Consider the following 23,992-nt stretch of genomic DNA (forward strand, 5'->3'; position numbering starts at 1 on the left):
ATGAAACTGATAAAGAGAATCCTCAGTGTGTTGCTGCTGGCCGTGGTTGCCACGGCGGGGGCCCTGTATTGGATGGGCACGCGCGATGACACCAGCACCGGGCCTGCCGCGGCTGCCGTCGACGCCTCCACGCTGATCGAGCGCGGGCGTTATCTGGCGCTGGCGGGCAATTGCATGGCCTGTCACACCAGCCGGGGCGGCAAGGCGCTGGCAGGCGGCACGCCGATCCCGACACCGTTTGGCACGGTGTTTGGCCCGAACATCACCCCCGATGACAAAACCGGCATTGGCACCTGGACCGCCGACGATTTCTGGCAAGCGCTGCACAACGGCAAATCGAAAGACGGCACGCTGCTGTATCCCGCCTTTCCGTACACGGAATACACGCGCGTCACGCGCGCCGACGCCGATGCGCTTTATGCCTATTTGCGCAGCGTGGCGCCCGTCAATCAGCCCAACCGCCCACCCGAACTGGACTTCCCCTACGACCAGCGCGCCTTGCTGGCCGCATGGCGCGCGTTGTACTTCAAGCCCGGCGTGCGGGAAACCGACGCGGGCCAGTCGGTGCAATGGAACCGCGGGCGCTATCTGGTCGAAGGTCTGGGGCACTGCGCCGCCTGCCATACGCCGCGTAACAGCCTGGGCGCGACGCGCGAGTCGGCATCCCTGACCGGCGGCGTCATCCCGGTGCTGGATTGGTATGCGCCGCCACTGACCAACGACATGCAGACGGGCATGGGCCGCTGGTCGGCGGCCGATATCGCGGCGCTGCTCAAGACTGGCATTGCCGCGCATTCCAGCGCCAGCGGGCCGATGGCTGAAGTGGTGCTGGGCAGCACGCAGCACCTGACCGACGACGACGCGCTGGCGATCGGCGTCTACATCAAGTCGCTACCGGCCACGCCGGCCTCCACGCCGCGGCAGAAGGTGGCGGCGGCGCCGGCTGCGATGGAGCTGGGCCGCAAGATCTACGAACAACAGTGCGCGCAGTGCCATCAGTCGAAAGGCGAGGGAAGCGGCACGGCCTGGCCGGCGCTGGCGGGCAACCCCACGGTGACGGCGCCTTCACCCCTCAACGTGATACGCATGGTGCTGGACGGCGGCTATGCGCCCGCGACGGCGGCCAACCCCCGCCCGCATGGCATGCCGCCGTTCGGCCAGATCCTGAACGACAACGACATCGCCATGCTGGTGTCGTACCTGCGCAATAGCTGGGGCAACGAGGCCGGCGGCGTCACGGCGCTTGAGGTCAAGCGGGCGCGCGCCGCTTCGACGTTGAACTGACGTTGAATTGACGGCGCGCTAGCGTGGCCGGACGGCCTGCTCGCAGGCTTGCCGCGCCAGGGCCCCCAGTACCTGGATGGCGGTGTCGTGCGCGGCGTCCCAGGGGTGCCCATAGTTCAGGCGCACGGCGCTGGCGAACTGGCCGCTTGCTGAAAATATCGGCCCAGGCGCCACGCTGATGCCGCGCGCGAGCGCATCGCGGTGCAATGCCAGCGCGTCAACCGCGGCGGGCAACTCCAGCCACAGGAAAAATCCCCCCTGTGGACGCGTCACGCGCGTGCCGGCGGGGAACTCGCGCGCAATTGCGTCGGCCATGCGTTCTTGCTGGGCCTGCAGCGTTTCGCGTAGCCGGCGCAGATGGCGGTCGTAGCCGCCTTGCTCCAGGTATTCGGCGATCGCGCCTTGTGCCGGGCCAGAGGCGGACAGCGTGGACGTCAACTTCAAGCGCTGGACGCGCTGCGTGTAGCGGCCGGCCGAGACCCAACCGATGCGGTAACCGGGGGCCAAGCATTTTGAAAATGACGAGCAATGCAGCACCAGCCCTTGCTTGTCGTAGGCTTTGGCGGGCACCGGCCGCGCAGCGCCGAAATACAGTTCACCGTAGACGTCGTCTTCGATCAGCGGGATCTCATGGCGCGCCAGCAATTCCACCAATTGCCGCTTGCTGTCGTCCGGCATCAGGCTGCCCAGCGGATTCTGGAATTGTGTCATCAGCCAGCAGGCCTTGGGGGCGTGCCGCTGGATGGCCGCCTCCATCGCGTTCAGGTCGATGCCGGTACGCGGATGGGTCGGCACTTCCAGGGCCTTCAGCCCCTGCCGTTCAAGCGCCTGCAATGCGCCGTAGAACGTGGGCGCTTCGACGATCACGGTGTCGCCTGGCTGCGTGACCGCTTGCAGGCACAGGTTCAGCGCTTCCAGCGCGCCGTTGGTCACGACGATGTCGCTGGCGGGCACGTTGATGCCGCCGATCAGGTAGCGCAGCGCGATTTGGCGTCGCAGGCCCGGATTGCCGGGGCTCAAGTCTTCGACGGTATCCAGGGGATCGTGGCGCTTCAGGTGCGTGGCCATCGCTTGCGCCAGCCGTGCCAGCGGAAACAGCAATGGCGAGGGAAAGGCAGACCCCAATGGCGTCACGTCGCGGTTGCGCACGGATCCCAGGATGTCGAAGATGCGTTCGCTGATCGCGAGTTCGGTGGACTCGCCGTCGGGGCTGGATGCTCCCGGTTCGGGGGGAAGGGATTCCGCCGGAGCGTGCACGTAGTAGCCCGAGCGTGGCTGCGCGCGGATGAGGCCGCGCGCTTCCAGCAGGTAGTACGCCTGGAACACCGTGGAAGGGCTGACGCCCCGGGCCGCACAGGCATCGCGCACGGACGGCAGTTTGTCGCCGACGCGCAATACGCCATCCGCGATCGATTGGGCGATCTCGGCGGCCAGGGTTTCGTACAGGCTCACGGTGCCGCGTGGCGACGCGCGTTCATTTACTGCTTTGCAGGATCGCCATGGCCTGGCGTTCCATGAACTCGCCCAGCGTGTCGATGCCGCGCAGCTTGAGTATCGTATTGCGCACGGCGGCTTCGACCAACACCGCCAGGTTGCGGCCGGCGGCCACTTGCAGCATCACCTTGCGCACGGGCAGGCCCAGCATGTCTTGCGTGATGTCTTGCAGCGGCAGCCGCTCGAACTTGTCTTGTGCGGTGGCGCGCACCAGATGCACGATCAGCTTCAAGCGCATCTTCCGGCGCACCGAGGTTTCGCCGAAGATGGTGCGGATGTCGAGCAAGCCCAGGCCGCGCACTTCCAGCAGGTTCTGCAGCAGTTGCGGGCAGTGGCCTTCGATCATGTTGGGCGCGGTGCGCGAGAATTCCACGGCGTCATCGGCCACCAGGCCGTGTCCGCGTGAAATCAGTTCCAGCGCCAGTTCGCTTTTGCCCAGGCCGGATTCGCCGGTGATCAGTACGCCCAAACCCAGCACGTCAAGGAATACGCCGTGCACGGTGGTGGTGGGCGCAAGCTTCTTGCCGAGGTAGATACGCAGCAGGTCGATCAATTGGGCGGCGGCCACGGGGGTGGACAGCAGCGGCACCTGGTGCTGGTCGCATTGGTCGACCAGGTCTTGCGGCGGCGTCAGGCCGTCGGCCAGCAGGATGGCGGGCACGCCGCCAATCAGCAGCTCGTCCATGTGATGCATGCGGCGACGCAGGTCGAAGCGGGTGTAGTACGCCAGTTCTTCCTGCCCGAACACCTGGATGCGCGAGGGGTGGATCAGGTTCAAGTGGCCGACGAGGTCGGCGGCCGCCATGCCGTCATCGGGAATTGCGCGGTCCGCGGCGCCTTGGCCCGAGATCCAGTTGAAGGGGATTTTGTCGGCGTTGTCGTCGACGAGTTCCTGCACCGTGAGCATGGCAGCGTTTCCGCGGAGGGTCAGAGTTGGCCGGTCGTGAGCATCTTGTGGACGATGGCCGGATCGGCCTCCGTGGCCAGGGCTTCGCGCAATGCCTTGTTGGACATGAGTTGAGCGAGTTCGGCCAGGATGTCCAGGTGCTGCTGGGTGGCTGTTTCCGGCACCAGCAGGCAGAGCAGCATCGACACGGGTTGCCCGTCGGGCGCGTCGAAAGTGATGGGCTGCGCCAAGCGGATGAATGCCGCCAGCGCCTGCTCCAATCCCTTCACGCGGCCGTGGGGAACGGCAACGCCCTGCCCAAGGGCAGTAGAGCCTAGACGTTCCCGGGCAAACAGGCTGTCGAACACGAGCGCGCGCGCCAAGCCATGGTTGTTTTCAAAAAGAAGGCCAGCTTGTTCGAACGCACGTTTCTTGCTCGTTGCGAGCATATCGAGCACGACGTTGCCGGCGGGTAGGATGCGCGACAAATGATTCATCGGATCATTATATGGTTATATGACGCAGTGCAATAAATTGGCCTCGGGCCGCGCCCATCGTGTGGGCGGACGACCTTACGGCAAGAGCGACAGCATAGACTGATCGCGCCGGATTGTGGGCATTCCGAGGGCCGCCGCCCGCTTCAACAGGCCGATAACGACGCGAAAAGCCGGAAATCCACGGCGCAACCACGGGTCTTCGGGCAAACCGAAGATTCAGGGACAAAGCTATTGGGGAGTAACGCGGAAGGGATAGTGCAGGGACTTTTGCCGATGCCCCGGCTGGACTGACGTCTAGCGGGACACCGGGACTTAGGCAGGATTTTTACAATCGCTGTTTAGCTTGATCGCCCAGGGCGAGTGATCATGAAGCGCATTACTGCTGGGGTGGCGAGAGGCTCGCCGCTTGCCGCTTCACGGACTCCGCTGAGTGACTTCGTACCTTGTCCTTGTGCTTGATGACCTGACGGTCGACTTTGTCAGCAAGAAGGTCTATGGCTGCATAGAGGTTTTCATCGGTTGCTTCACAATGAATGTCCTTACCGCTTAGACGCATGGTGATTTCGGCTCTATGCCGCAGGGGCTCTACTGAGAGCATGACCTGGGTATCGATGACGTGATCGAAATGCCGCAGCACTCGCGCCAATTTGTTCATGACATATTCCCGGATTGCCGGGGTGACGTCGAGGTGACGACCGCAGATGCTCAGGTTCATAGTGTGCTCTCCTTCTAAAAGAGAAAAATGGGTGCGCAAAATGCGCGGTGAGGTCGTTAGGCGTTCTCCTTGATTGGGTGGTTCGTTAAGTACTAGTGTATAGACTCGGGCCGATAAAACAAGCTGACCTAGCGCAAGAACATGGCATTTTTATGGCGGAGTCCCAGGGAGGTATTCATCCTTGCCCGCAGGGGGGCTAGGGGTCTTCCCCAGGGTGCCTGTTACATGCGGAAGTGCTCGCCCAGATAGACGCGGCGCACCGCCGGATCACCCACGATTTCGTCGGGATGGCCGTCGGTCAGCACTTTGCCCTCGCTGATGATGTAGGCGCGGTCGCAGATGCCCAGTGTTTCGCGCACGTTGTGGTCGGTGATCAGCACGCCGATGCCGCGGCCCTTCAGGAACCGGACGATGCGCTGGATTTCGATGACGGCAATGGGGTCCACGCCGGCGAAGGGTTCATCCAGCAGGATGAAGCGCGGGCTGGTGGCCAGCGCGCGCGCGATTTCCACGCGGCGGCGTTCGCCGCCCGACAGCGAGATCGCGGCATTGCTGCGGATGTGGCCGATTTGGAGCTCTTCCAGCAAGGATTCCATCTGCTCGTTGATCTTGGGCGTGGAAAGCGCGCGTCCGTCGGCGTCGACCTGCAATTCCAGTACCGCGCGGATATTCTGTTCCACCGTCAGGCGGCGGAATACAGAGGCGTCCTGCGGCAGGTACGACAGGCCCATGCGCGCGCGCTTGTGGATCGGCATTGCCGTGATGGGCGCGCCGTCGATTTCGATGCGGCCGGCATCCGCGGGCACCAGGCCCACGATCATGTAGAAGCTGGTGGTCTTGCCGGCGCCGTTGGGGCCCAGCAGGCCGACGACTTCGCCGCTGACGACGGACAGGGACACGTCCTGCACCACGGTCCGGCCGTTATAGGTCTTGCGCAAACCCGTTGCGCGCAGGCTGCCCTGCTTGACCCCGGAGGGGGCGGAGGTCACGGGGGTCGGCACAGAAGGTTGATTCATCGTGGCTGCGAGTGGTGTTGCATGGGGGGCGGCTTAGCGCCCTTTCTTGGCGGCTTGCTGTTTGCGGCATTCGGCGACCGCCGCGTCCGACTTGGCGCGGGGCTCGGCGACCGAGCGGACGCGTCCGCCAGCGGCCGCGGAATTCGGGCCGCCCTGGGCTTCGTAGGTTCCGGTTTTCTCGTTGTAGCGTACCCGTTCGCCGCGAATCGTGTCGAACGGTTTGCCACAGACGTAACGGACGACCACGGCCTGGCCGATCAGGTCGAAGGTGCTTTTGGTGCCGTCGTATTCGGCGCGCAGCCCCTTGCCTTCGATCAGTTCGAACGTCTCGGGGCGTTCCTGGCGGATGGTCACGACTTTGCCTTTGTTGGCGGTCGCCGTGCCGTATTGGCCGCCCTGGGCGTCCTCGTGCATTTCCAGCGTATCGGAGGTCAGCGTCATGAGGCCGCGCGTCATGTTGACGTTGCCCGTGAAGACGCTCTGCTTTTTCACGTCGTCATAGTGCAGCGTGTCCGACAGGATCAGCGTGCTGGGCTCCTCGGCGGGCGCTGCCGCCTTGCTCGCGCCGGCCGCGGGCTTGGCCGCGGCGTCCTGGGCATGCGCCGGCGCAAGCACCGAAGCCGTCAGCAGGACCGCGCCGAGCAGGCGGGTCGTCGGGGCAAGGAGAATCCGGAGGTCGGTCATGGTTTCTTCTGGTCAGAGTTGTTGGCGGGTATCTCGGTCTGGCGCTGCTGCTTGCCTTCGGAACCGGAGATTTCGACGTCCGTCGACGCGGATACCTGCAATTGGCGTGTTTTGTTGTTGTAGTGCATGCCCTTGCCGTTCATGCGCGAACGGCCCTTGATCACCTCGGCGGGCAGGTCGGTGAAAACCACATCTTCGTCCGGCAGGATGATCAACTGCTGGCTGCGCACGTCCAGCACGTCGTTGTTGGCGTCGGGCTGGCGGTGTACGTGGGCATCGCCGTTCATGACGATGCGCTTGCCGCCTTGCTCCATCACGGCGGTCTTCGAGACGCCCACCGTGATGGGGTTGGCTTCGCGTTGGCCCACCGCACGCGGCGCCGTGATGTGGTACGAATCATCGTCCGGGAAGTGTTCGGCGTATTCGCCTTCCAGCCGGTTGATGGGGCGTCCCGATGGATCGGTGCGCAGCATGACGAAATCGCGCGACCACGCGTCCATCTCGTGGGTGAGGCGACGCGGCGGATCCACCTGGACGGCGCGCTGCGCGTAATCGGCCGCCCACCAGGAACTGGCGACAAGCACCAGCAGGAGGAACAGCGCGATCAGTGAAGGGAAACGTTCTTTCATCAGGTTCGCCGCGCGGGCGTGTGCGGGTTCAAGGGGGTCATTGGATAGCGCCGGGGCCTAGCAGGCCCGGCGCTGCCAGGAACGCGCCCAGGCGCCCCTGGGAGGCCAGCAGCAGGTCGCAGCATTCGCGCACCGCGCCGCTGCCGCCTGGTTGCGTCGAGACCCAATGCGCCGCCTGGCTGACATAGCCGGGCGCGTTCGGCACGCTGACGGCGAAGCCTGCGCGCTGCATGGCCGGCAGGTCGATGATGTCATCGCCCATATAGCCGGTCTGGTTCAGTTGGACAGCGTTGCGTTGCGCAAGTTCTACCAGGGCCGCGCCCTTGTCGCGCACCCCTTGCATGACTTCCGCGATGCCCAGTTCGGCAGCACGGCGCGCCACGATGGGGCCCGAGCGGCCGGTCATCAGCGCCACTTTCAGGCCGCCTTCCATCAGCAGGCGCAGCCCGTGGCCGTCCAGCGCGTGAAAGCGCTTTTGCAGTTCGCCGCTTTCGCCATAGTAAAGGCTGCCGTCGGTCAGCACGCCGTCGACGTCGAACACCATCAGGCGCACGGCCGCGGCACGGTCGCGCACGGTGGCGGGAATACGGGCAAGGACCAGCGCTTCGGCCGGGTGAGTCACGGAAGCAGGAAGATTCATAGTCATACCACTTTAGCGGCCATCAGATCGTGCATGTGCAAGGCGCCGAGCAGCGCGCCGTCATTGTCCAGCACCAGCATCTGGCTGAGCCGTAGCTCGTCCATCTGCTGGGCGGCTTCGACGGCAAGCGCGTCGGGGTTGATGCTGCGTGGCGACCGGGTCATGCCGGCCTCCACGGTCAGGCTTCGGATATCGCCGTGCCGGGCGATCAGGCGGCGCAAGTCGCCGTCGGTGAAGATGCCCAGGGGGCGGCGCTGCGCGTCGGTGATGACCGTCATGCCCATGCCTTTTGCCGACATGACTTCCAGCGCCTGGGACACCGGGGTGCCGGCCAGCACGATCGGCAGGGCGTTGCCCTGGCGCATCACGTCGCGCACGTGCGTCAGCAGGCGGCGGCCAAGAGCGCCGCCCGGATGCGACCGCGCAAAATCCTGCGGGCCGAAGCCGCGCGCTTCCAGGCAGGCAACCGCGAGGGCGTCGCCCAGGGCCAGCGCCGCCGTGGTGCTGGCGGTGGGGGCCAGGTTCAGCGGGCAAGCCTCCACCGCTACGCTGCCGTCCAGGTGCACGTCGGCCAGCAGCGCCAGTTCCGATTGCGGGTTGCCGGTAATCGCGACCAGCTTCGCGCCCATGCGGCGCGCCACCGGCAAAATGGTCAGGAGCTCTTGGCCCGCGCCCGAATACGAGACGGCGATGACGACATCGTCCCGCGTGATCATGCCCAGGTCGCCATGGACCGCTTCCGCGGCATGCACGAAGAAGGCGGGCGTGCCGGTCGAGGCGAACGTCGCGGCGATCTTGCGGGCGATATGGCCGGTCTTGCCGATGCCGGTGACGACGACGCGGCCGCGGCAGGCCAGCAGCAGGGCGACAACTTGGGTAAAGGAGTCGTCCAACCGCGCGGACAGGTCCAGCAAACCCTGACTTTCGATTTGCAGCGTTCTGCGCGCGGATGCCAGCGCGGTATCGGACGATGTGGTGGGATGATCAGTCATGCGGCGATTTTAATATCAGTATGCGGGTTTGCCCCCGGCAGGGGCGTATGGCATCCTGGCGGCTGTTTTCAACGGCTTTCAATCCTTCTATCCAGGCCCGCTCCATGTCCAGCATTTCCAGCCCCGTCCTTGGCACGCCCCTGTCCCCCCTGGCCACCCGCGTCATGCTGCTCGGATCGGGCGAATTGGGTAAAGAGGTCATCATTGCCCTGCAGAGGCTGGGCGTGGAAGTCATTGCGGTGGATCGGTACGCCGATGCGCCTGGCCATCAGGTGGCGCACCGGGCGCACGTGGTCTCGATGACCGACGCGGACGCCCTGAAGAAGATCATCGAACAGGAACGGCCGCACGTTATTGTCCCCGAAATCGAGGCTATTGCCACGAGTTTGCTGGTGGAGCTGGAAGCGGCCGGCGTGGCGCGCGTGACCCCGACCGCCCGCGCGGCCCAATTGACCATGAATCGCGAGGGCATCCGCCGCTTGGCCGCCGAGACCCTGGGCCTGCCGACTTCCCCGTACAAATTCGTCGATACCGAAGCCGAATTGCGCGCGGCCATCGACGGCGGCATCGGTTACCCCTGCGTCATCAAGCCCGTCATGTCTTCATCCGGCAAGGGTCAGTCGGTAATCAAAAGCGCGGACGACGTGGCGCAATCGTGGCGGTACGCCCAGGAAGGCGGCCGCGTGGGCGGCGGCCGGGCCATCGTCGAGGGCTTCATCCGCTTCGACTACGAAATCACGCTGCTGACCGTCCGCGCCCGGGGCGCCGACGGCCGCGTCGAGACCCACTATTGCGAGCCCATCGGCCACAAACAAGTCGATGGTGACTACGTCGAAAGCTGGCAGCCGCACCCGATGTCGCCCGCCGCGCTGGCGCGGGCCCGCGAAATCGCCCTGGCCGTCACGGCCGACCTGGGCGGGCTGGGCATTTTCGGCGTCGAGCTCTTCGTGGCCGGCGACCAGGTCTGGTTCTCGGAAGTCAGCCCGCGTCCGCACGACACGGGCATGGTGACCATGATCACGCAGGCCCAGAACGAATTCGAATTGCACGCCCGCGCGCTGCTGGGGCTGCCGGTGGATACGCGCCTGCGCCAACCGGGGGCCAGCAGCGTTATCTACGGCGGGGTGGATGCCGCCGCCGTGTCGTTCCATCACGTGGCGGAAGCCCTGGCGGAAGCCGGCACGGATATCCGCCTGTTCGGCAAGCCCGAATCCTTCGTCAAGCGCCGCATGGGCGTGGGCCTGGCCGTTGCCGACGATGTCGCGACCGCCCGCGCCAAGGCCAAGCGCGTGTCCGCCGCCGTCTCGGTCAAGGCGGGCTGATACCGCCGGGCGACGCCCGCCCTATTGTCATTTCCGCCGGGGCGCCTGCCCCCCTTTTCAGGCACCCGCGCCGTCCGCAGCCACCCGCCTTTGGCCGGTGGCTGCTTGCATTGGGGCCGCAGGGCCGGGTTTAGCCGCCGACTGGCTGCCCTTGCCGCGCCGCCCGCCGCCCCGACCGTAGCGCGGCTTGCGCCATTGCCCACGCCGCCAGTGTGGTTTGCGCTTTCTCACAGTTTGTTCGATAATTTCAGGAATTACTGAAAACGGTGTAACTGTATTTATCAGCCGCACCGTGATCCGACCGCTGGCGCCGATAACTTATGGTTCTTACTCCTCAAAACGAACGCTTCGTCCTGCATTTCGGCGAAATGGGCAGCCGCTGGGGCGTGAACCGCACTGTCGGCCAGATCTACGCCCTGCTGTTCCTGCATCCCGACCCCCTGAATGCCGACGACATTGCGGAAACGCTGGGGTTCTCGCGCTCGAACGTCAGCCTGGGGCTGAAAGAGCTGCAGTCTTGGCGGCTGGTCAAGCTGATCCACCAGGTCGGTGACCGTCGTGACTACTTCGAGACGCCCAAAGACGTGTGGGAGATCTTCCGCATCCTGATGGAAGAAAAGCGCAAGCGAGAAATCAATCCCACGCTCACTCTGCTGCGTGACACCCTGCTGGAAACGCCGTCGGGGCCCAACGACGCCTACGCCCAGCAGCGCATGACCGAAATGTTGGAGCTCATCGAACTGTCTTCCGGATGGTTCGATGAGGTTCAACGCCTGCCCCCGGAGACCGTGCAAAAGCTCATGCGACTGGGTTCGCAAGTGCAGAAAGTGCTGGGCTTCGCCGGCAAATTGCGGGGCAAAGGCTGATTTGCCCATGCGCCCCGATTTTTCAGGAAACCTCTATGAAGTTGTTTGCAACGCCCGTAACATGGCGCGAGAGACGGCCTGGGAACCATGCCGGTTGCCGCGGCACCTCAACTGCTTGGGAGCGCCCCAATGATTGATCTCGACGTCGTAAATCTGTCGCGATTCCAGTTTGCCGCGACCGCGCTTTACCACTTCCTGTTCGTCCCTCTCACGCTTGGCCTGTCGTTCATCCTGGCCATCATGGAAAGCGTGTACGTCATGACCGGCCGCCCCATCTGGAAGCGGATGACCATGTTCTGGGGCACGCTTTTCGGCATCAATTTCGCGCTCGGCGTCGCTACCGGCGTGGTGATGGAGTTCCAGTTCGGTATGAACTGGTCTTACTACAGTCACTACGTGGGCGACATCTTCGGCGCCCCGCTCGCGCTGGAAGGGCTGATGGCCTTCTTCCTGGAAGCCACCTTCGTCGGCCTGTTCTTCTTCGGCTGGAACCGCATGTCCAAGGTCAGCCATCTGGTGGTGACGTGGCTGGTGGCGTTCGGCACGAACTTCTCGGCCCTGTGGATCTTGATCGCCAACGGCTGGATGCAGAACCCGGTGGGCGCGATCTTCAATCCTGACACCATGCGCATGGAGATGACCGACTTCGCGGCGGTGATCTTCAACCCGGTGGCGCAAGCCAAGTTCGTGCACACGGTCAGCGCAGGGTATGTTGCGGGCGCCATGTTCGTGATGTCGATCAGCGCCTGGTACCTGTTGAAGGGCCGTCATACCGACCTGGCCAAGCGTTCGATGGCGGTGGCCGCCAGCTTCGGCCTGGCGGGTGCGCTGTCGGTCGTGGTGCTGGGAGACGAAAGCGGCTACCTGACCACGGAACACCAGAAGATGAAGATCGCGGCGATGGAGTCGATGTGGCACACCGAGCCGGCGCCTGCCTCCTTCAACCTGATCGCGATCCCCAACCAGGCTGAACGCAAGAACGACTTCGCCATCGAGATCCCCTACGTCATGGGCATCATCGGCACGCGTTCCCTGACCACGCCGCTGCTGGGCATCGACGACCTGATCCTGCGCGCTGAGAACCGCATCCGCGACGGCATGGTCGCCTACGACGCGTTGCAGAAGATCCGCGCCAATCCCAAGGACGTGGACGCGCGCCTGACGTTCGACAAGACCTGGCCCGACCTGGGTTACGCCTTGCTGGTCAAGCGTTACCAGGAAGACATGAGCAAAGTCACCGAAGCCGATATCAAGAAGGCTGCGGTGGACACCGTGCCGAATGTGGCGCCGCTGTTCTGGGCGTTCCGCATCATGGTGGCGGTGGGCATGTACTTGATTCTGTTCTTCGGCGTGGCGTTCTGGCTGGCCTCTCGCGGCCGTCTGGACAGCCGCCGCGGGCTGCTCAAGGTGGCGTTGTGGAGCCTGCCGCTGCCGTGGGTCGCCATTGAAAGCGGATGGTTCGTGGCGGAATACGGCCGTCAGCCCTGGGTGATCGAGGGCGTGCTGCCCACGTACTACGCCGCCTCGGGCCTGACGATCGCCGACCTGGCCATCAGCCTGGCTATCTTCCTGGTGCTGTACACGGTCCTGCTGATCATCGGCGTGAAGGTAATGTTGCACGCCATCAAGGCGGGTCCGAAATCCGATGGGCCGACGGCGGGCAACGCCGCCGCCGATCCTGTGCGCGCCGCCGTGCGCGCCTGAGGGGGAGAAGCAGATGGATACCCTTATTCCTTTTGACTATGGCACCTTGCGCGTGATCTGGTGGGTGCTGCTGGGCGCGTTGCTGATCGGCTTCGCCGTGATGGACGGCTTCGACCTGGGGGTGGCCGCCTTGCTGCCCGTCGTGGCCAAGACCGACGCCGAGCGCCGCGTGGTGATCAACGTGGTCGGCCCCGTATGGGAAGGCAACCAGGTCTGGCTGATCACGGCGGGCGGCGCGATCTTCGCGGCCTGGCCGCTGCTGTATGCCGCGTCGTTCTCCGGGTTCTACCTGGCGATGATGTTGGCGCTGATCGCGCTGATCCTGCGCCCCGTGGGCTTCAAGTACCGCAGCAAGATGGAAGGCACCCGCTGGCGTAATAGCTGGGACGGCGTGCTGTGTTTTTCGGGCGTGGTGGCCTCGCTGGTGTTTGGGGTGGCGGTCGGCAACATCATTCTGGGCGTGCCGTTCACCTTCCAGGGTTCTGCACTGCGGATGGTGTACGAAGGCCATTTCTACCAGCTGTTCACGCCATTCGCGCTGTTGTGCGGCGTGTTGAGCGTGGTGATGCTGGCCATGCACGGCGCGGTGCTGCTGGCCTGGCGCACGGAAGACCCCATTTCGTCGCGGGCGCGCAATTGGGGGCGCCTGCTGGCGTTGCTGACGGTGGCGCTGTTCGTCGCGGGCGGCTTTTGGGTCGCGGGCGGGCTCAGCGGCCACGTCATCACCAGCGCAGTCGACATGAAGGGGCCGTCCGACCCCATGCTCAAGTCCGTGAGCGTGCAGGCCGGCGCCTGGATGGCCAACTATGCGAAATGGCCGTTGATGTGGATCGCGCCGGCGCTGGGCGTGGCGGGTGCGGTGCTGGTGCTGCTGCTCTTGAGCGTGCGCGCCCATGTCCTGTCGTTCCTGGCCTCTGCACTGTCGATTACGGGCGTCATCCTGACGGTGGGCTTTTCGCTTTTCCCGTTCCTGATGCCCTCGTCGACCAATCCCCAAGCCGGCCTGACCGTCTGGGACGCGTCGTCCAGCCATCTGACGCTGTGGATCATGGTGATCGCGGTGGTCATCTTCCTGCCTATCGTCACGCTCTACACCGCCTGGGTGTATCGCGTCATGCGCGGCAAGGTCACCCATGATTCCGTGGGCGACACGCCCAACTCTTACTGAAAAAGGAGCCTCCACCATGTGGTATTTCTCGTGGATACTCGGCTTGGGCCTGGCGTGTGCATTCGCTATCCTCAATGCAATGTGGTTTGAGCTGCGTGAAGGGCATTCGCATGACCCGCGCGCCAGCCGTGGCGAAGAGTGAGCGGCAGCGCTAGCACCCTCGAGCACGATCCATCGGCCAGCCTGCAGAAACCGCCGCGCGAACAGTCGCGGTGGTTGATGGCGCTTGCGAAGGCGGCGAGGGTTCCGTTGATGCTGGCGGGGGCCGCGCCGTTGGTCAGCGGCGCCTTGCTGGTCGTGCAGGCCTGGCTGTTGGCAAACGTGTTGGACGCGGCCATCGTCCGCCATGCGCCGCGCCAGGAGTTGCTGACCGGCATCGTGGGCATCGCCGGGTTGATGCTGCTGCGCGCGTGCATCACCTGGGCGGGAGAGCGGGCCGGGGCGGACGCCGCTGAACGCATCAAGCGTCATGTGCGCCAGTCACTGTTCGCCCGGTTGGTCGCGAAGGGGCCGTACTGGAGCCGAGGCAAGGCGTCGGGCGAATTGGCCAGCGCGGTCGTCGATCAGGTCGAGGCGTTGGACGGCTTCTTTGCCAAGTACCTGCCCGCGATGGCCGCCGCCGCGATGCTGCCGGTGGCATTTTCGGTGCTGCTGTTGCCGGTGGACGTGATCGCCGGTCTGGTGTTGTTGATCACCGCACCGCTGATCCCGCTTTTCATGGCATTGGTGGGGTGGGGCGCGCAAGGCGCCAGCCGCCGCCACCTGCGTGCTTTCGCGCGCTTGTCCGGTTTTTTCGCCGATCGGTTGCGTGGGTTGTCCACGCTGAAACTCTATGGCCGCGCCGAAGCCGAGGCGGCCTCCGTGGTGGCCGCCAGCGATGCGTTGCGCCAGCGCACGATGTCGGTGCTGCGCATCGCTTTCCTGTCGTCCGCAGTGCTGGAGTTTTTCGCCGCGTTGGGCGTGGCGGGCGTGGCCGTATATATCGGCCTGACTTATCTTGGATTTCTGGACGTGCGCTGGTCGCCCCTGACCTTGCAGGCGGGTCTGTTCTGCCTGTTGATGGCGCCGGAGGTCTATGCGCCGTTGCGCCAGTTCGCCGCCCACTATCACGACCGCGCCACGGCGTTGGCGGCCGTGACGCAGATCGCCGTGTTGTTCGATGGCCTGCCGCAAGACGATGCGCAGCCTCGGCCAGCCGCGCAGGGGGCCGTCGCGGTGGCGGCGCTCGGCGTCGGGGCGCGGGTCGACGTGAAAGACTTGCGTGTGACCGCGCCCGGACGCGGGCAGACCATTCTGGACGGTACCGGGTTGCATCTGGCGGCGGGCGAGCAAGTCGCGTTGATGGGGCCCAGTGGCATCGGCAAGTCGACGTTGATCGAGGCCCTTGCCCGTTTGCGTCCGTTTGACGGCGATGTCCGTATCGACGGCGTGCCGCTGGCCGACTGGGATGAAGCTGGCTTGCGCCAGCGCGTGGCGCTGATCGGGCAAAAACCGCAACTGCTGGCAGGGTCGATTGCCGACAACATCCGGCTGGGCCGTCCGGGCGCGTCCGACGCCGACTTGCAGGACGCCGCGCGCCGCGCTTGTGTGCTGGAGTTCTCGGACGAGCTGCCGCATGGTCTGGACACGCTGCTGGGCAGCCGCGGCCATGGCCTGTCGGGCGGGCAGGCGCAGCGTGTCGCGCTGGCGCGTCTTTTCCTGCGGGATCCCGCGCTGATTCTCCTGGATGAGCCCACTGCGCATCTCGACGAGGCTACCCAGGCCCGGGTGCTGGATGAAATCCTGGAATTCTCCGCGGGCCGTACCTTGTTGTTGGCGACGCATGCGTCGGCAGTCGCGGCGCGGTTCGGCCGCGTGCTGCGCGTGGCCAGCGGAAAGGTGGAGGACGCATGAAAAACCTGTTGTTGCTGGTGCCGTTGTATGCACGCCGTAAAAGCGGGCTTTTGCTCGCATTGTTATGTGCGCTGGCAACCGTTGCCGCAGGTGTCGGCCTGCTGGGCGTGTCCGGTTGGTTCCTGACGGGCGCGGCCTTGGCGGGGGCGGGTGGGGTGTTCAACCTGTTCGCGCCGTCCGCGCTGGTGCGTGGGCTCTCTTTTCTGCGCATCGTTTCTCGCTATGCGGATCGTGTCGTGGGCCACTCCGCTACGTTGCGCCTGTTGGCCGACCTGCGCGCCACGGTATTCGGCGCGCTGATCCGGCTGACGCCACGCCAGTTGGCGAAGTATCGCAGTGGCGATCTTGTCGCGCGAATGACGGGCGACGTCGACGCGCTGGATACCGTTTTCCTGTTTGTTTTGGCACCCTTGGCCACCGCCATCCTGGGAGGCGCCGTGCTGACGGCGGTGCTGGGCATGTGGGTGCCTGCCGCCGCGCTGACGTTTGCGCTGGCGTTGCTGGCCGCCTGTGTCCTGGTGCCTGGGTGGCTGCTGCGCGCAGCGCGCAAACCGGGCGCCGCCGCCCAGGAAAGCGCGTCGGGGCTGCGTGCGGCCACGTTGGACGCGGTGGACGGCCACGCAGACATGGTGGCGCTGCATGCGCAGGCGCCGACCACCGCGCATTTCGAACGGCTATGCGAAGCCAGCGCGCTGGCCCGCCGCAGTCAGGCCCGGGTGGCGGCGCGCGGACAATGGTTCTTGCAAGTCGCGGCCGGCCTGTCGGTGCTGGCGTTGCTGTGGTTCGGGTTGGGGACGCATGAGGCTGGACAGATCGAAGGCCCGGTGCTGGTGGGCTTGTTGCTGGCCGTGATCGGCATCTTCGAGGTGGCGGGGCCGATCATGCGCGGCGCATCCCGCATGGGGTCGGCCATGTCGGCCGCGGCACGAATCCGTGAAGTGACGCAAGCGCAGCCGGACATGCAGGATGCGCCCGTGGCGCGCGCCTTGCCGTCTGCTGGCGCGCTGGAACTGGACGGCGTCGTGTTCCGTTATCCGCCCCGAGGGGACGGCGCGAGCCCGGCGGTGCTGGACGGCGTCAGCTTGCGGGTCGAGCCCGGCGAGCGGGTCGCCATCTTGGGGGCGAGCGGGCAGGGCAAGTCCACGCTGCTGCATCTGATCCTGCGGCTGGAGGATCCTCAATCGGGGCAGGTGCGCTTCGGCGGGTGCGACGCGCGCAATTGCACACAGGCGGATTGGCACCGGCGCATTGCACTGCTGTCCCAGGACGCACCGGTGTTCCTGGGCACCTTGCGCACGAATCTGCTGATCGGGGACCCTGGCGCGGACGATGCGGCGCTGTGGGGCGCGCTGGACGCCGCCAGACTGGGCGATTTCGTGCGCGGTCTGCCCGACGGGCTGGACACTTGGGCGGGCGAGACCGGTTCGCAACTGTCGGTGGGCCAGGCGCGCCGCCTGTGCCTGGCGCGGGCGCTGCTGTCGCCGGCGGCGGTCATTGTGCTGGACGAACCGACCGCCGGCCTGGACGCCACGGCCCAAGCCGACTTCTTCAACGACCTGCAGCGCGCGGTGCGGGGACGCACCGTCGTGCTGGCCACGCACGCGGTGTTGCCCGCCGGCGCGGTCGACCGTTGCTACGCGTTACGCCATGCCCGATTACATGACTTGTCACCGGAGGCAATCCTGGCTTAAGCGCGGTGGCAAGGTTATAGTTCGCCTTGCTTCAATTCTTCAGGGCCGCCTTCCATGCAGACCGACAACGCCGAGTACATCCGGCGCACCATCCGCAGCGTTCCGGACTGGCCCCAACCGGGTGTCGTGTTCCGCGACATCACGCCGGTTCTGCAAGACCCGCGTGCGTTCCGGGTGCTGATCGATCTGTTCGTCTATCGTTATATGCGCCAGCGCCTTGATCTGGTGGCGGGCGTGGACGCACGCGGCTTCATCGTGGGCAGCGTGCTGGCCTATGAGCTGAATCTGGGTTTCGTGCCCGTGCGCAAGAAGGGTAAGTTGCCTTTTCGCACCGTGGCCGAGGAATACTCGCTTGAGTACGGCAACGCCGCCGTCGAGATGCACACGGATTCCGTGCGCACCGGCCAACGCGTGTTGCTGGTCGATGACCTGATCGCCACGGGCGGCACCATGCTGGCCGCCATCAAGCTGCTGCAGCGCCTGGGCGCGAACGTGGTCGAAGCCGCCGCTATTATCGATTTGCCCGATTTGGGCGGTTCGGCCAAGGTGGCCGCCACCGGCACGCCGCTCTACACGGTCTGTCAGTACGGCGGCACCACGCCGTAAGCGTCCCCCGATTGCAGGGCGTAGGATGGGTGGAGCGCGAGGATTCTTAAGCAAGAACGCAGGGGCTCAGCGCGCGAAACCCATCAAGCAGCCTGTGCGTTGTAGCTGACGCTGCCAAGAACCCACCGCTGCTTGATGGGTTTCGCGCGCTGAAGGTCGGAGTTCTTGGCACCGAACGCTCGCGCTCCACCCATCCTACGAATCCGATAGCCGGGGCTGGATGAAGTCCAGGAACGCCTTGGTCTTGGCGGGCAGCATGCGGGACGGCAGCAGCGCGAACAGCGGTAGAGGCGTCAGGCTCCAGTCGGGCAGCACGCGCACCAATCCCGCTTGCTTGATGGCGCGCTCCATCGCATCGAACACCAGCAGCGGCGTAATGCCCAGCCCTTGGCCGGCCAGGCGCCCCAGCATGCCTACATTGTTAGCCGACAGCCGGCCGGAAACCTGCACGCGTTCCACCTTATCGCCCGAATGGAGCATCCAAAAGGATGATTCCTCGCGCATGGTCGGCCGCAGGCATTCATGGTGCGTCAGGTCGGCGGGCACGCGCGGCTCGCCGTGGCGCGCCAGATAGTCCGGCGACGCGTACAACTGATGCGCCATCAGCACGATTTTGCGCGAGATCAGGCTGGAATCGGGCTGCTGCCCGAAGCGCAGGATCAGGTCGAACGGATTGCTGATCGGGTCGATCGGACGCATGCTCAAATCGAAATCGCATTCGATATCGGGATGCTGCTCACGAAATTCGCTGATGACGGCGGGCAGGAACAACTGGGCCAGGCTGGTGGGCAACGAAATGCGCAGGCGGCCTTTGGGCTGCACCGCCATGTCCAGCAACTGGTCGTGGGCGATGCGCGCTTCTTCCACGATGTGTCGGCAGCGTTCAAAGTAGATGGCGCCCGCTTCGGTCAGATCGATCTTGCGCGTGCTGCGGTTCAACAGGCGCATCCCCACGCTGCGTTCCAGTTCGCTGACCCGGCGAGAGAGCGTGGAGGTCGGAATATTCAAGGCTTCCGCTGCGTGGCTGAAGTTCTTGCGCTTGGCGACTTCGACAAAAAGCGCGATGTCGTTAAGCTGGATATCCATAAGGCCCTCTAAACTCAAAATTCCATTTCTGGCAGATTTGTATGATAAATGGAATTATTGTCCCGCCAGCAGAAATGTCTATTTATCCACGCGGAACATCCCGTTCCCGGAAGGTGGCCGCACGTTCCATGGCGCAGCTTGCTTGCAGCTGAATGCCGCCAAGGCTTGTCGCGCCTGGATCCGCACCCGGGGTGCGCAGAAATCGCGCAGGTTGCGGCAGATACATCGTGCAATTGTCCCATCCGTGAAAATATGTTCACCAAAATAAGGGTTTTTACTAGGCGCCAATCGCCAGATACTTCGTCCCAGCAATCAAACAGTCACATCGCAGCTGCCAGCCTGGCAGAAGACGCTGTGCAAGGTTTAGGATGGAGTCATCACAATGAAAGCCCTAGCAACCGCACTTATGGTCACCGCAACCCTGGTTGGCATGTCCGCCGCTCACGCCGATGGCAAGACGCGTGAACAGGTTCAACAAGAACTGCAGGCCGCCAAGGCCGCAGGCCAAGTCACGTTTGGCGAACTGGACTACCCGCCCGCCGCCGCCGCTCAGACCAGCCTGACGCGCGATCAAGTCCAGCAAGAACTGCAAAGCGCCAAGGCCGCCGGCCAGGTCACGACCGCCGAACTGGACTACCCGCCCCGCGCTGCCGTGTCGCAATCCGGCGGCAAGACCCGCGAGCAAGTCCGCCAGGAATTGGCCGAAGCCAAGGCCCGTGGCGAATACACCTTCGGTGAACTGGACTACCCGCCGAAGGGCAAGTAAGCCTAGACGGTGAACGTTCGGCCCCGGATGGTCACGAGAAACCCCTTGAGACGCCGAGGGGTTTTTTATTGCCTGTCCGCGGCGAGGCCAGCGACACAGTGTGGCGTTTTTGCCGCAAAACTGTGCGCACGCTGGAACAAGTGTTGTCGGTGAATCCGGCGCGTCGAAGGAACAGGACAGCGCCCATTGCCGCTTTGCGAGCAAAGATTCATATTTATTTTCAAGGTGTTAACGCAGGTCTCCAGACCTGGCGAGGTGTCAGCGGTTCGTCATTATCCCAATCATGGAAAGTAGTTCTTCGAAATCCGTGTTACTTCGGGTTGGCGCAAGCCGGACACTAGATTCAGTGCAGACGCCGCCTGCGTGTTCGCAGGCGGCACGCAAAGGCCCCGTCATCGGGACGGCGCGTTTGCGGATGCCTTTTATCTCGCCATTTTGGGGACTTATATGAAGAAGACGCTATTGGCCGTCGCGTTGCTGGCAGGCTTTGCCGGCGCCGCGCAAGCCGCAGACTCCGTGACGCTGTACGGCTTGATCGACGCCGGTATCGGCTACGAGCAAGTGAAGTTCAATGGGGTGTCGCAAAGCCGCTTCGGCGGCGTGCAGGGCGTGAGCAGCGGTTCGCGTTTTGGCCTGCGCGGCACGGAAGACCTGGGTGACGGCCTGCGCGCCGTGTTCACGCTGGAAGGCGGTTTCGGTCCCATGAACGGCAAGTCGCTGCAGAACGGCCGCCTGTTCGGCCGTCAGGCCACCGTGGGCCTGGACAGCGATTCCTGGGGCCGTCTGGAATTCGGCCGCCAGACGAACCTGGCGTCGAAGTATTTTGGTTCCATCGACCCGTTCTCGATCAGCTACAACACCGCCAACATGGGCACTACGTTCGGTAGCGCCAACACGATGCGCCTGGACAACCTGGTTCTGTACCAGACCCCGAGCATGGGCGGCTTCAAGGCAGGCGTGGGCTACTCGTTCAGCGCCGACGACAGCGTCAGCGACACGACCCAGACCGGCTTTGCCACGGGCGACAACAACCGCGTGCTGACCGCCGGCGTGCAATACGTCAACGGCCCGCTGAACGTGGCCCTGGCCTACGACCGTTTCGATCCCACGAACAAGCGCGTCGGCGGCAAAGACTCGGCCCGGATCCAGGAATACATCATCGGCGGTTCGTACGACTTTGAAGTCGTGAAGCTGGCTGCCGCTTTCGGCCAGACCCGCGACGGCTGGTTCGTCGGCCAGAACATGGGCACCACGCCCGCTGGCATGAACAATTTGGGTTCGTTCAAGCTGGCTGACGGCTTCCGCGCCAACTCCTACATGATCGGCGCCACCGTGCCGATGGGCCGTCACGCCGTGTTCGGTTCGTGGCAGCGCGCCACTCCGGGTAACGACAAGTTGACGGGCGATGACGCCACGTTCAACGTGTACAGCCTGGGCTACACCTACGACTTCACCAAACGCACCAACCTGTACGCCTACGCTTCCTACGGCGACAACTACGCGTTCCAGCACGATGCGCGCGATACCGCCGTCGCAATGGGTATTCGTCACCGGTTCTAAGCGGCGAATCGCCCGGCCGGACCTTGCTGAATGCGCGGCTTATCTCCGTAAGCCGCCGAGTGACAGCGAACCCCCCGCTTATTGGGGTTCGGCCGGGCGCGTTTGACGCACAGAAGGGCAGGGCCTCCGTCAGGAGGCCCTCTCGCATTGGGGCGGCGGGCGGTTTGGCCTCGCGCCCGTCGCCTACAGGAACAGCTTGTAGGCCGGGTTGTCGGTCTCGTTCCAGTGGGGATAGCCGAGTTCCGCCACGAAAGACCGGAATTGCTTCTTGTCCGCCGCCGGCACCTGGATGCCGATCAGGATGCGGCCGTAATCGGCGCCCTGGTTGCGGTAATGGAAGAGGCTGATGTTCCAGTCCGGATTCATCGCATTCAAGAAGCGCATCAGCGCGCCCGGACGTTCCGGGAATTCAAAGCGATACAGCAATTCATCGCGCGCCAGCGCCGAACGCCCGCCGACCATGTGGCGCAAATGGGTCTTGGCCATTTCGTCGTGCGTCAGGTCCAGCGTGTCGAACCCGTGGCGGCGGAAATTGGCGGCGATCTTGTCCGGCTCGGCGGCGGACGACACCTGGATGCCGACAAAGACGTGGGCGCGGTCGGCATCCGAAATGCGGTAGTTGAATTCCGTGACGCTGCGTTCGCCAACCAGTTCACAGAAGCGACGGAAACTGCCGCGTTGCTCGGGCATCGTCACGGCGAAGACGGCTTCGCGCATTTCGCCCACTTCGGCGCGTTCGGCCACGAAGCGCAGGCGGTCGAAGTTCATGTTCGCGCCGCAGGCAATGGCCACCAGCGTCTTGCCCTTCAGATGGTGTTCGGCCGCGTACTGCTTGGCGCCCGCCACCGCCATGGCGCCTGCCGGTTCCAGCACGCTACGCGTGTCCTGGAAGACGTCCTTGATGGCGGCGCAGATTGAATCGGTGTCGACCACAACGAAGTCGTCGACGTATTTGCGGGTCAGCTTGAAGGTTTCGGCGCCCACCATCTTGACGGCCGTGCCATCGGAAAACAGGCCCACATCGCTGAGTTGCACGCGGCGGCCGGCGCGCACGCTGCGCAACATGGCGTCGGAGTCCTCGGTTTGCACGCCGATGATCTTGATCTCGGGCCGCAACTGCTTGATATAGGCGGCCACGCCGGAAATCAGGCCGCCGCCGCCGATGGCGACGAAGATGGCGTCGATGGGGCCCGGGTGCTGGCGCAGGATCTCCATGCCCACCGTGCCCTGGCCGGCGATCACGTCAGGATCGTCAAAGGGGTGGACGAAGGTCAGCTTCCCTTTCTTTTCCAGGATCTGCGCGTGCGCGAAGGCATCGGTGAAGCTCTCGCCCGCCAGCACGACCTCGCCGCCCAGCCGGCGCACTGCGTCGATCTTCACCTGGGGACTGGTCGTGGGCATCACGATGACGGCGCGGCAGCCCAGCCGGCTGGCGGCCAGCGCCACGCCTTGGGCGTGGTTGCCGGCGGATGCCGCGATGACGCCGCGGTTGCGCACGGCGGGCGCAAGATTGGCCATCTTGTTGTAGGCCCCGCGCAGCTTGAAGCTGAAAACGGCCTGGGTGTCCTCGCGTTTGAGCAGGACCGTGTTCGCGATCCGCGCGGATAGCTGCGGCGCTATTTCCAGCGGCGACTCGACCGCGACGTCATAAACCTTGGAAGTCAGGATGCGTTTCAGATAATCAGTGGACATGGACCGCGCGTAGGGGCAAGAGTGAGGACGTGGGCACGATTATTGCAGGGAAAACCGTGTTGCCCGAAAGGTTTACGCCCCTGATGACGCTGCGTGGACGGGAATGGCCCGACCGATTCCCGATCGTCATTCACTTGCGCGCGGCTACACTCGCTCATCATGGAAGAAAGCCTCCTATCCGCTGTTCACTGGCTCCTGGGAATGCTGGCGCTGCCCTCGGTGGGCTTGTCGGCCATTTTTACGGTGTCGCTCGTATCCGCCACCTTGCTGCCCCTGGGCTCCGAGCCGGCGGTGTTCGGCTATATCAAGTTGTCGCCCGACATGTTCTGGCCAGCCATCCTGGTGGCCACTGCCGGCAATACCGTGGGCGGGGCGATCAGCTACTGGATGGGCGTGGGCGCCGAAAAGGCCGTGGAGCGCTGGAAGGAAAAGCACCCCCATCCGCACCCCGACACGACCGAAAGCGGCCGCATGCGCGGGCGCTGGAACGAGCGGGCGCATGACTGGATCCATCGCATGGGGCCGCCGGCCTTGCTGCTATCTTGGCTACCCGCGGTGGGCGACCCGCTGTGCGCGGTGGCGGGATGGTTGCGGCTGTCGTTCTGGCCGTGCGTGCTGTATATGGCCATCGGCAAATTCCTGCGTTATCTGGTGATGACCGCCAGCTTGCTGTGGTTCTTTCCCGGGCAGGTTTGAGGCTGACTGAAAGCTTAATTGGGGACGCATTGGTGTCGTTTCCCCACGCTTTTGGCCGGCTTCCTAGGGGTATTTGGGGTCAAGTCCGCCCGATGGCATAAAATA

Annotated in this window: 23 protein-coding genes; 12 read left to right on the forward strand and 11 right to left on the reverse strand. The window is 64.5% G+C overall.

Annotated elements, in window-relative coordinates; genetic code table 11:
* On the forward strand, positions 1–1,284 hold the full coding sequence (locus ACI0FO_RS13410) for a cytochrome c (RefSeq protein ID WP_416027307.1): 1,284 nt from the start codon (positions 1–3) through the stop codon (positions 1,282–1,284).
* An 18-nt stretch (positions 1,285–1,302) separates the two neighbouring features.
* Here ACI0FO_RS13410 and ACI0FO_RS13415 read toward each other — a convergent pair whose 3' ends face one another.
* The 9 genes from ACI0FO_RS13415 to ACI0FO_RS13455 all read right to left on the reverse strand — a co-directional run bounded on the left by ACI0FO_RS13415 (position 1,303) and on the right by ACI0FO_RS13455 (position 8,837).
* Positions 1,303–2,736: a PLP-dependent aminotransferase family protein gene (locus ACI0FO_RS13415; RefSeq protein WP_416027309.1), complete on the reverse strand. Its 1,434-nt coding sequence runs from the start codon at positions 2,734–2,736 to the stop codon at positions 1,303–1,305.
* Positions 2,737–2,758: 22 nt separating this feature from the next.
* Complete coding sequence (gene hprK / locus ACI0FO_RS13420) at positions 2,759–3,685, reverse strand: HPr(Ser) kinase/phosphatase (protein WP_006216298.1); 927 nt, start codon at positions 3,683–3,685, stop codon at positions 2,759–2,761.
* A gap of 20 nt (positions 3,686–3,705) precedes the next feature.
* Positions 3,706–4,161, reverse strand: coding sequence for a PTS sugar transporter subunit IIA (locus ACI0FO_RS13425; RefSeq protein WP_006224727.1), 456 nt, complete (start codon positions 4,159–4,161; stop codon positions 3,706–3,708).
* 376 nt (positions 4,162–4,537) lie between these two features.
* Complete coding sequence (gene hpf, locus ACI0FO_RS13430; RefSeq protein WP_006216296.1) at positions 4,538–4,876, reverse strand: ribosome hibernation-promoting factor, HPF/YfiA family; 339 nt, start codon at positions 4,874–4,876, stop codon at positions 4,538–4,540.
* 221 nt (positions 4,877–5,097) lie between these two features.
* Positions 5,098–5,892, reverse strand: coding sequence for an LPS export ABC transporter ATP-binding protein (gene lptB, locus ACI0FO_RS13435; RefSeq protein ID WP_416027311.1), 795 nt, complete (start codon positions 5,890–5,892; stop codon positions 5,098–5,100).
* Between the two features lie 33 nt (positions 5,893–5,925).
* On the reverse strand, positions 5,926–6,576 hold the full coding sequence (lptA, locus tag ACI0FO_RS13440; protein WP_416027313.1) for a lipopolysaccharide transport periplasmic protein LptA: 651 nt from the start codon (positions 6,574–6,576) through the stop codon (positions 5,926–5,928).
* Positions 6,573–7,205, reverse strand: coding sequence for an LPS export ABC transporter periplasmic protein LptC (gene lptC / locus ACI0FO_RS13445; protein ID WP_416027314.1), 633 nt, complete (start codon positions 7,203–7,205; stop codon positions 6,573–6,575). Before lptC ends, lptA begins: the two co-directional genes overlap by 4 nt.
* A gap of 37 nt (positions 7,206–7,242) precedes the next feature.
* Positions 7,243–7,851, reverse strand: a complete 609-nt coding sequence (locus tag ACI0FO_RS13450; RefSeq protein ID WP_105555910.1) for a KdsC family phosphatase — start codon at positions 7,849–7,851, stop codon at positions 7,243–7,245.
* On the reverse strand, positions 7,848–8,837 hold the full coding sequence (locus ACI0FO_RS13455) for a KpsF/GutQ family sugar-phosphate isomerase (RefSeq protein WP_416027315.1): 990 nt from the start codon (positions 8,835–8,837) through the stop codon (positions 7,848–7,850). Before ACI0FO_RS13455 ends, ACI0FO_RS13450 begins: the two co-directional genes overlap by 4 nt.
* Positions 8,838–8,941: 104 nt before the next feature.
* Between ACI0FO_RS13455 and purT the strand changes: the two genes are divergently transcribed.
* The 8 genes from purT to ACI0FO_RS13495 all read left to right on the forward strand — a co-directional run bounded on the left by purT (position 8,942) and on the right by ACI0FO_RS13495 (position 18,087).
* Positions 8,942–10,159: a formate-dependent phosphoribosylglycinamide formyltransferase gene (gene purT, locus ACI0FO_RS13460; protein WP_416027316.1), complete on the forward strand. Its 1,218-nt coding sequence runs from the start codon at positions 8,942–8,944 to the stop codon at positions 10,157–10,159.
* A 320-nt stretch (positions 10,160–10,479) separates the two neighbouring features.
* A complete protein-coding gene (locus ACI0FO_RS13465) occupies positions 10,480–11,025 on the forward strand; it encodes a GbsR/MarR family transcriptional regulator (protein WP_105555912.1) in 546 nt (181 codons plus the stop codon).
* Between the two features lie 129 nt (positions 11,026–11,154).
* Positions 11,155–12,729 (forward strand): cytochrome ubiquinol oxidase subunit I, encoded by a 1,575-nt coding sequence (locus tag ACI0FO_RS13470; RefSeq protein ID WP_105555913.1) that lies wholly within the window; start codon positions 11,155–11,157, stop codon positions 12,727–12,729.
* 13 nt (positions 12,730–12,742) lie between these two features.
* On the forward strand, positions 12,743–13,897 hold the full coding sequence (cydB, locus tag ACI0FO_RS13475) for a cytochrome d ubiquinol oxidase subunit II (protein WP_416027317.1): 1,155 nt from the start codon (positions 12,743–12,745) through the stop codon (positions 13,895–13,897).
* A gap of 16 nt (positions 13,898–13,913) precedes the next feature.
* A complete protein-coding gene (gene cydX / locus ACI0FO_RS13480) occupies positions 13,914–14,039 on the forward strand; it encodes a cytochrome bd-I oxidase subunit CydX (RefSeq protein ID WP_416027319.1) in 126 nt (41 codons plus the stop codon).
* The gene (gene cydD / locus ACI0FO_RS13485) at positions 14,036–15,790 is read left to right on the forward strand and encodes a thiol reductant ABC exporter subunit CydD (RefSeq protein WP_416027321.1); all 1,755 of its coding nucleotides are present in this window, start codon (positions 14,036–14,038) and stop codon (positions 15,788–15,790) included. The genes cydX and cydD overlap by 4 nt, the downstream gene beginning before the upstream one ends.
* Positions 15,787–17,481, forward strand: a complete 1,695-nt coding sequence (gene cydC / locus ACI0FO_RS13490) for a thiol reductant ABC exporter subunit CydC (protein ID WP_416027323.1) — start codon at positions 15,787–15,789, stop codon at positions 17,479–17,481. Before cydD ends, cydC begins: the two co-directional genes overlap by 4 nt.
* 54 nt (positions 17,482–17,535) lie before the next feature.
* Positions 17,536–18,087: an adenine phosphoribosyltransferase gene (locus ACI0FO_RS13495; protein ID WP_105555918.1), complete on the forward strand. Its 552-nt coding sequence runs from the start codon at positions 17,536–17,538 to the stop codon at positions 18,085–18,087.
* 195 nt (positions 18,088–18,282) lie between these two features.
* Here the strand turns inward: ACI0FO_RS13495 and ACI0FO_RS13500 are convergent, their stop codons facing one another.
* Positions 18,283–19,173: a LysR family transcriptional regulator gene (locus ACI0FO_RS13500; RefSeq protein ID WP_006224713.1), complete on the reverse strand. Its 891-nt coding sequence runs from the start codon at positions 19,171–19,173 to the stop codon at positions 18,283–18,285.
* A 382-nt stretch (positions 19,174–19,555) separates the two neighbouring features.
* On the opposite strand from ACI0FO_RS13500, the gene ACI0FO_RS13505 reads away from it, so the two are divergent.
* Entirely contained in the window at positions 19,556–19,939 is a 384-nt protein-coding gene (locus ACI0FO_RS13505) for a DUF4148 domain-containing protein (protein WP_416027326.1), read from the forward strand.
* A 447-nt stretch (positions 19,940–20,386) separates the two neighbouring features.
* A complete protein-coding gene (locus ACI0FO_RS13510) occupies positions 20,387–21,499 on the forward strand; it encodes a porin (RefSeq protein WP_416027328.1) in 1,113 nt (370 codons plus the stop codon).
* Positions 21,500–21,682: 183 nt separating this feature from the next.
* Here ACI0FO_RS13510 and ilvA read toward each other — a convergent pair whose 3' ends face one another.
* Positions 21,683–23,191, reverse strand: coding sequence for a threonine ammonia-lyase, biosynthetic (ilvA, locus tag ACI0FO_RS13515; protein ID WP_416027329.1), 1,509 nt, complete (start codon positions 23,189–23,191; stop codon positions 21,683–21,685).
* Positions 23,192–23,350: 159 nt separating this feature from the next.
* On the opposite strand from ilvA, the gene ACI0FO_RS13520 reads away from it, so the two are divergent.
* A complete protein-coding gene (locus tag ACI0FO_RS13520) occupies positions 23,351–23,887 on the forward strand; it encodes a YqaA family protein (RefSeq protein WP_416027331.1) in 537 nt (178 codons plus the stop codon).
* Positions 23,888–23,992: the final 105 nt, after the last annotated feature.

This window comes from Achromobacter marplatensis, from assembly GCF_049060505.1.
GTDB classification, from domain to species: Bacteria; Pseudomonadota; Gammaproteobacteria; order Burkholderiales; family Burkholderiaceae_B; genus Achromobacter; species Achromobacter marplatensis_A.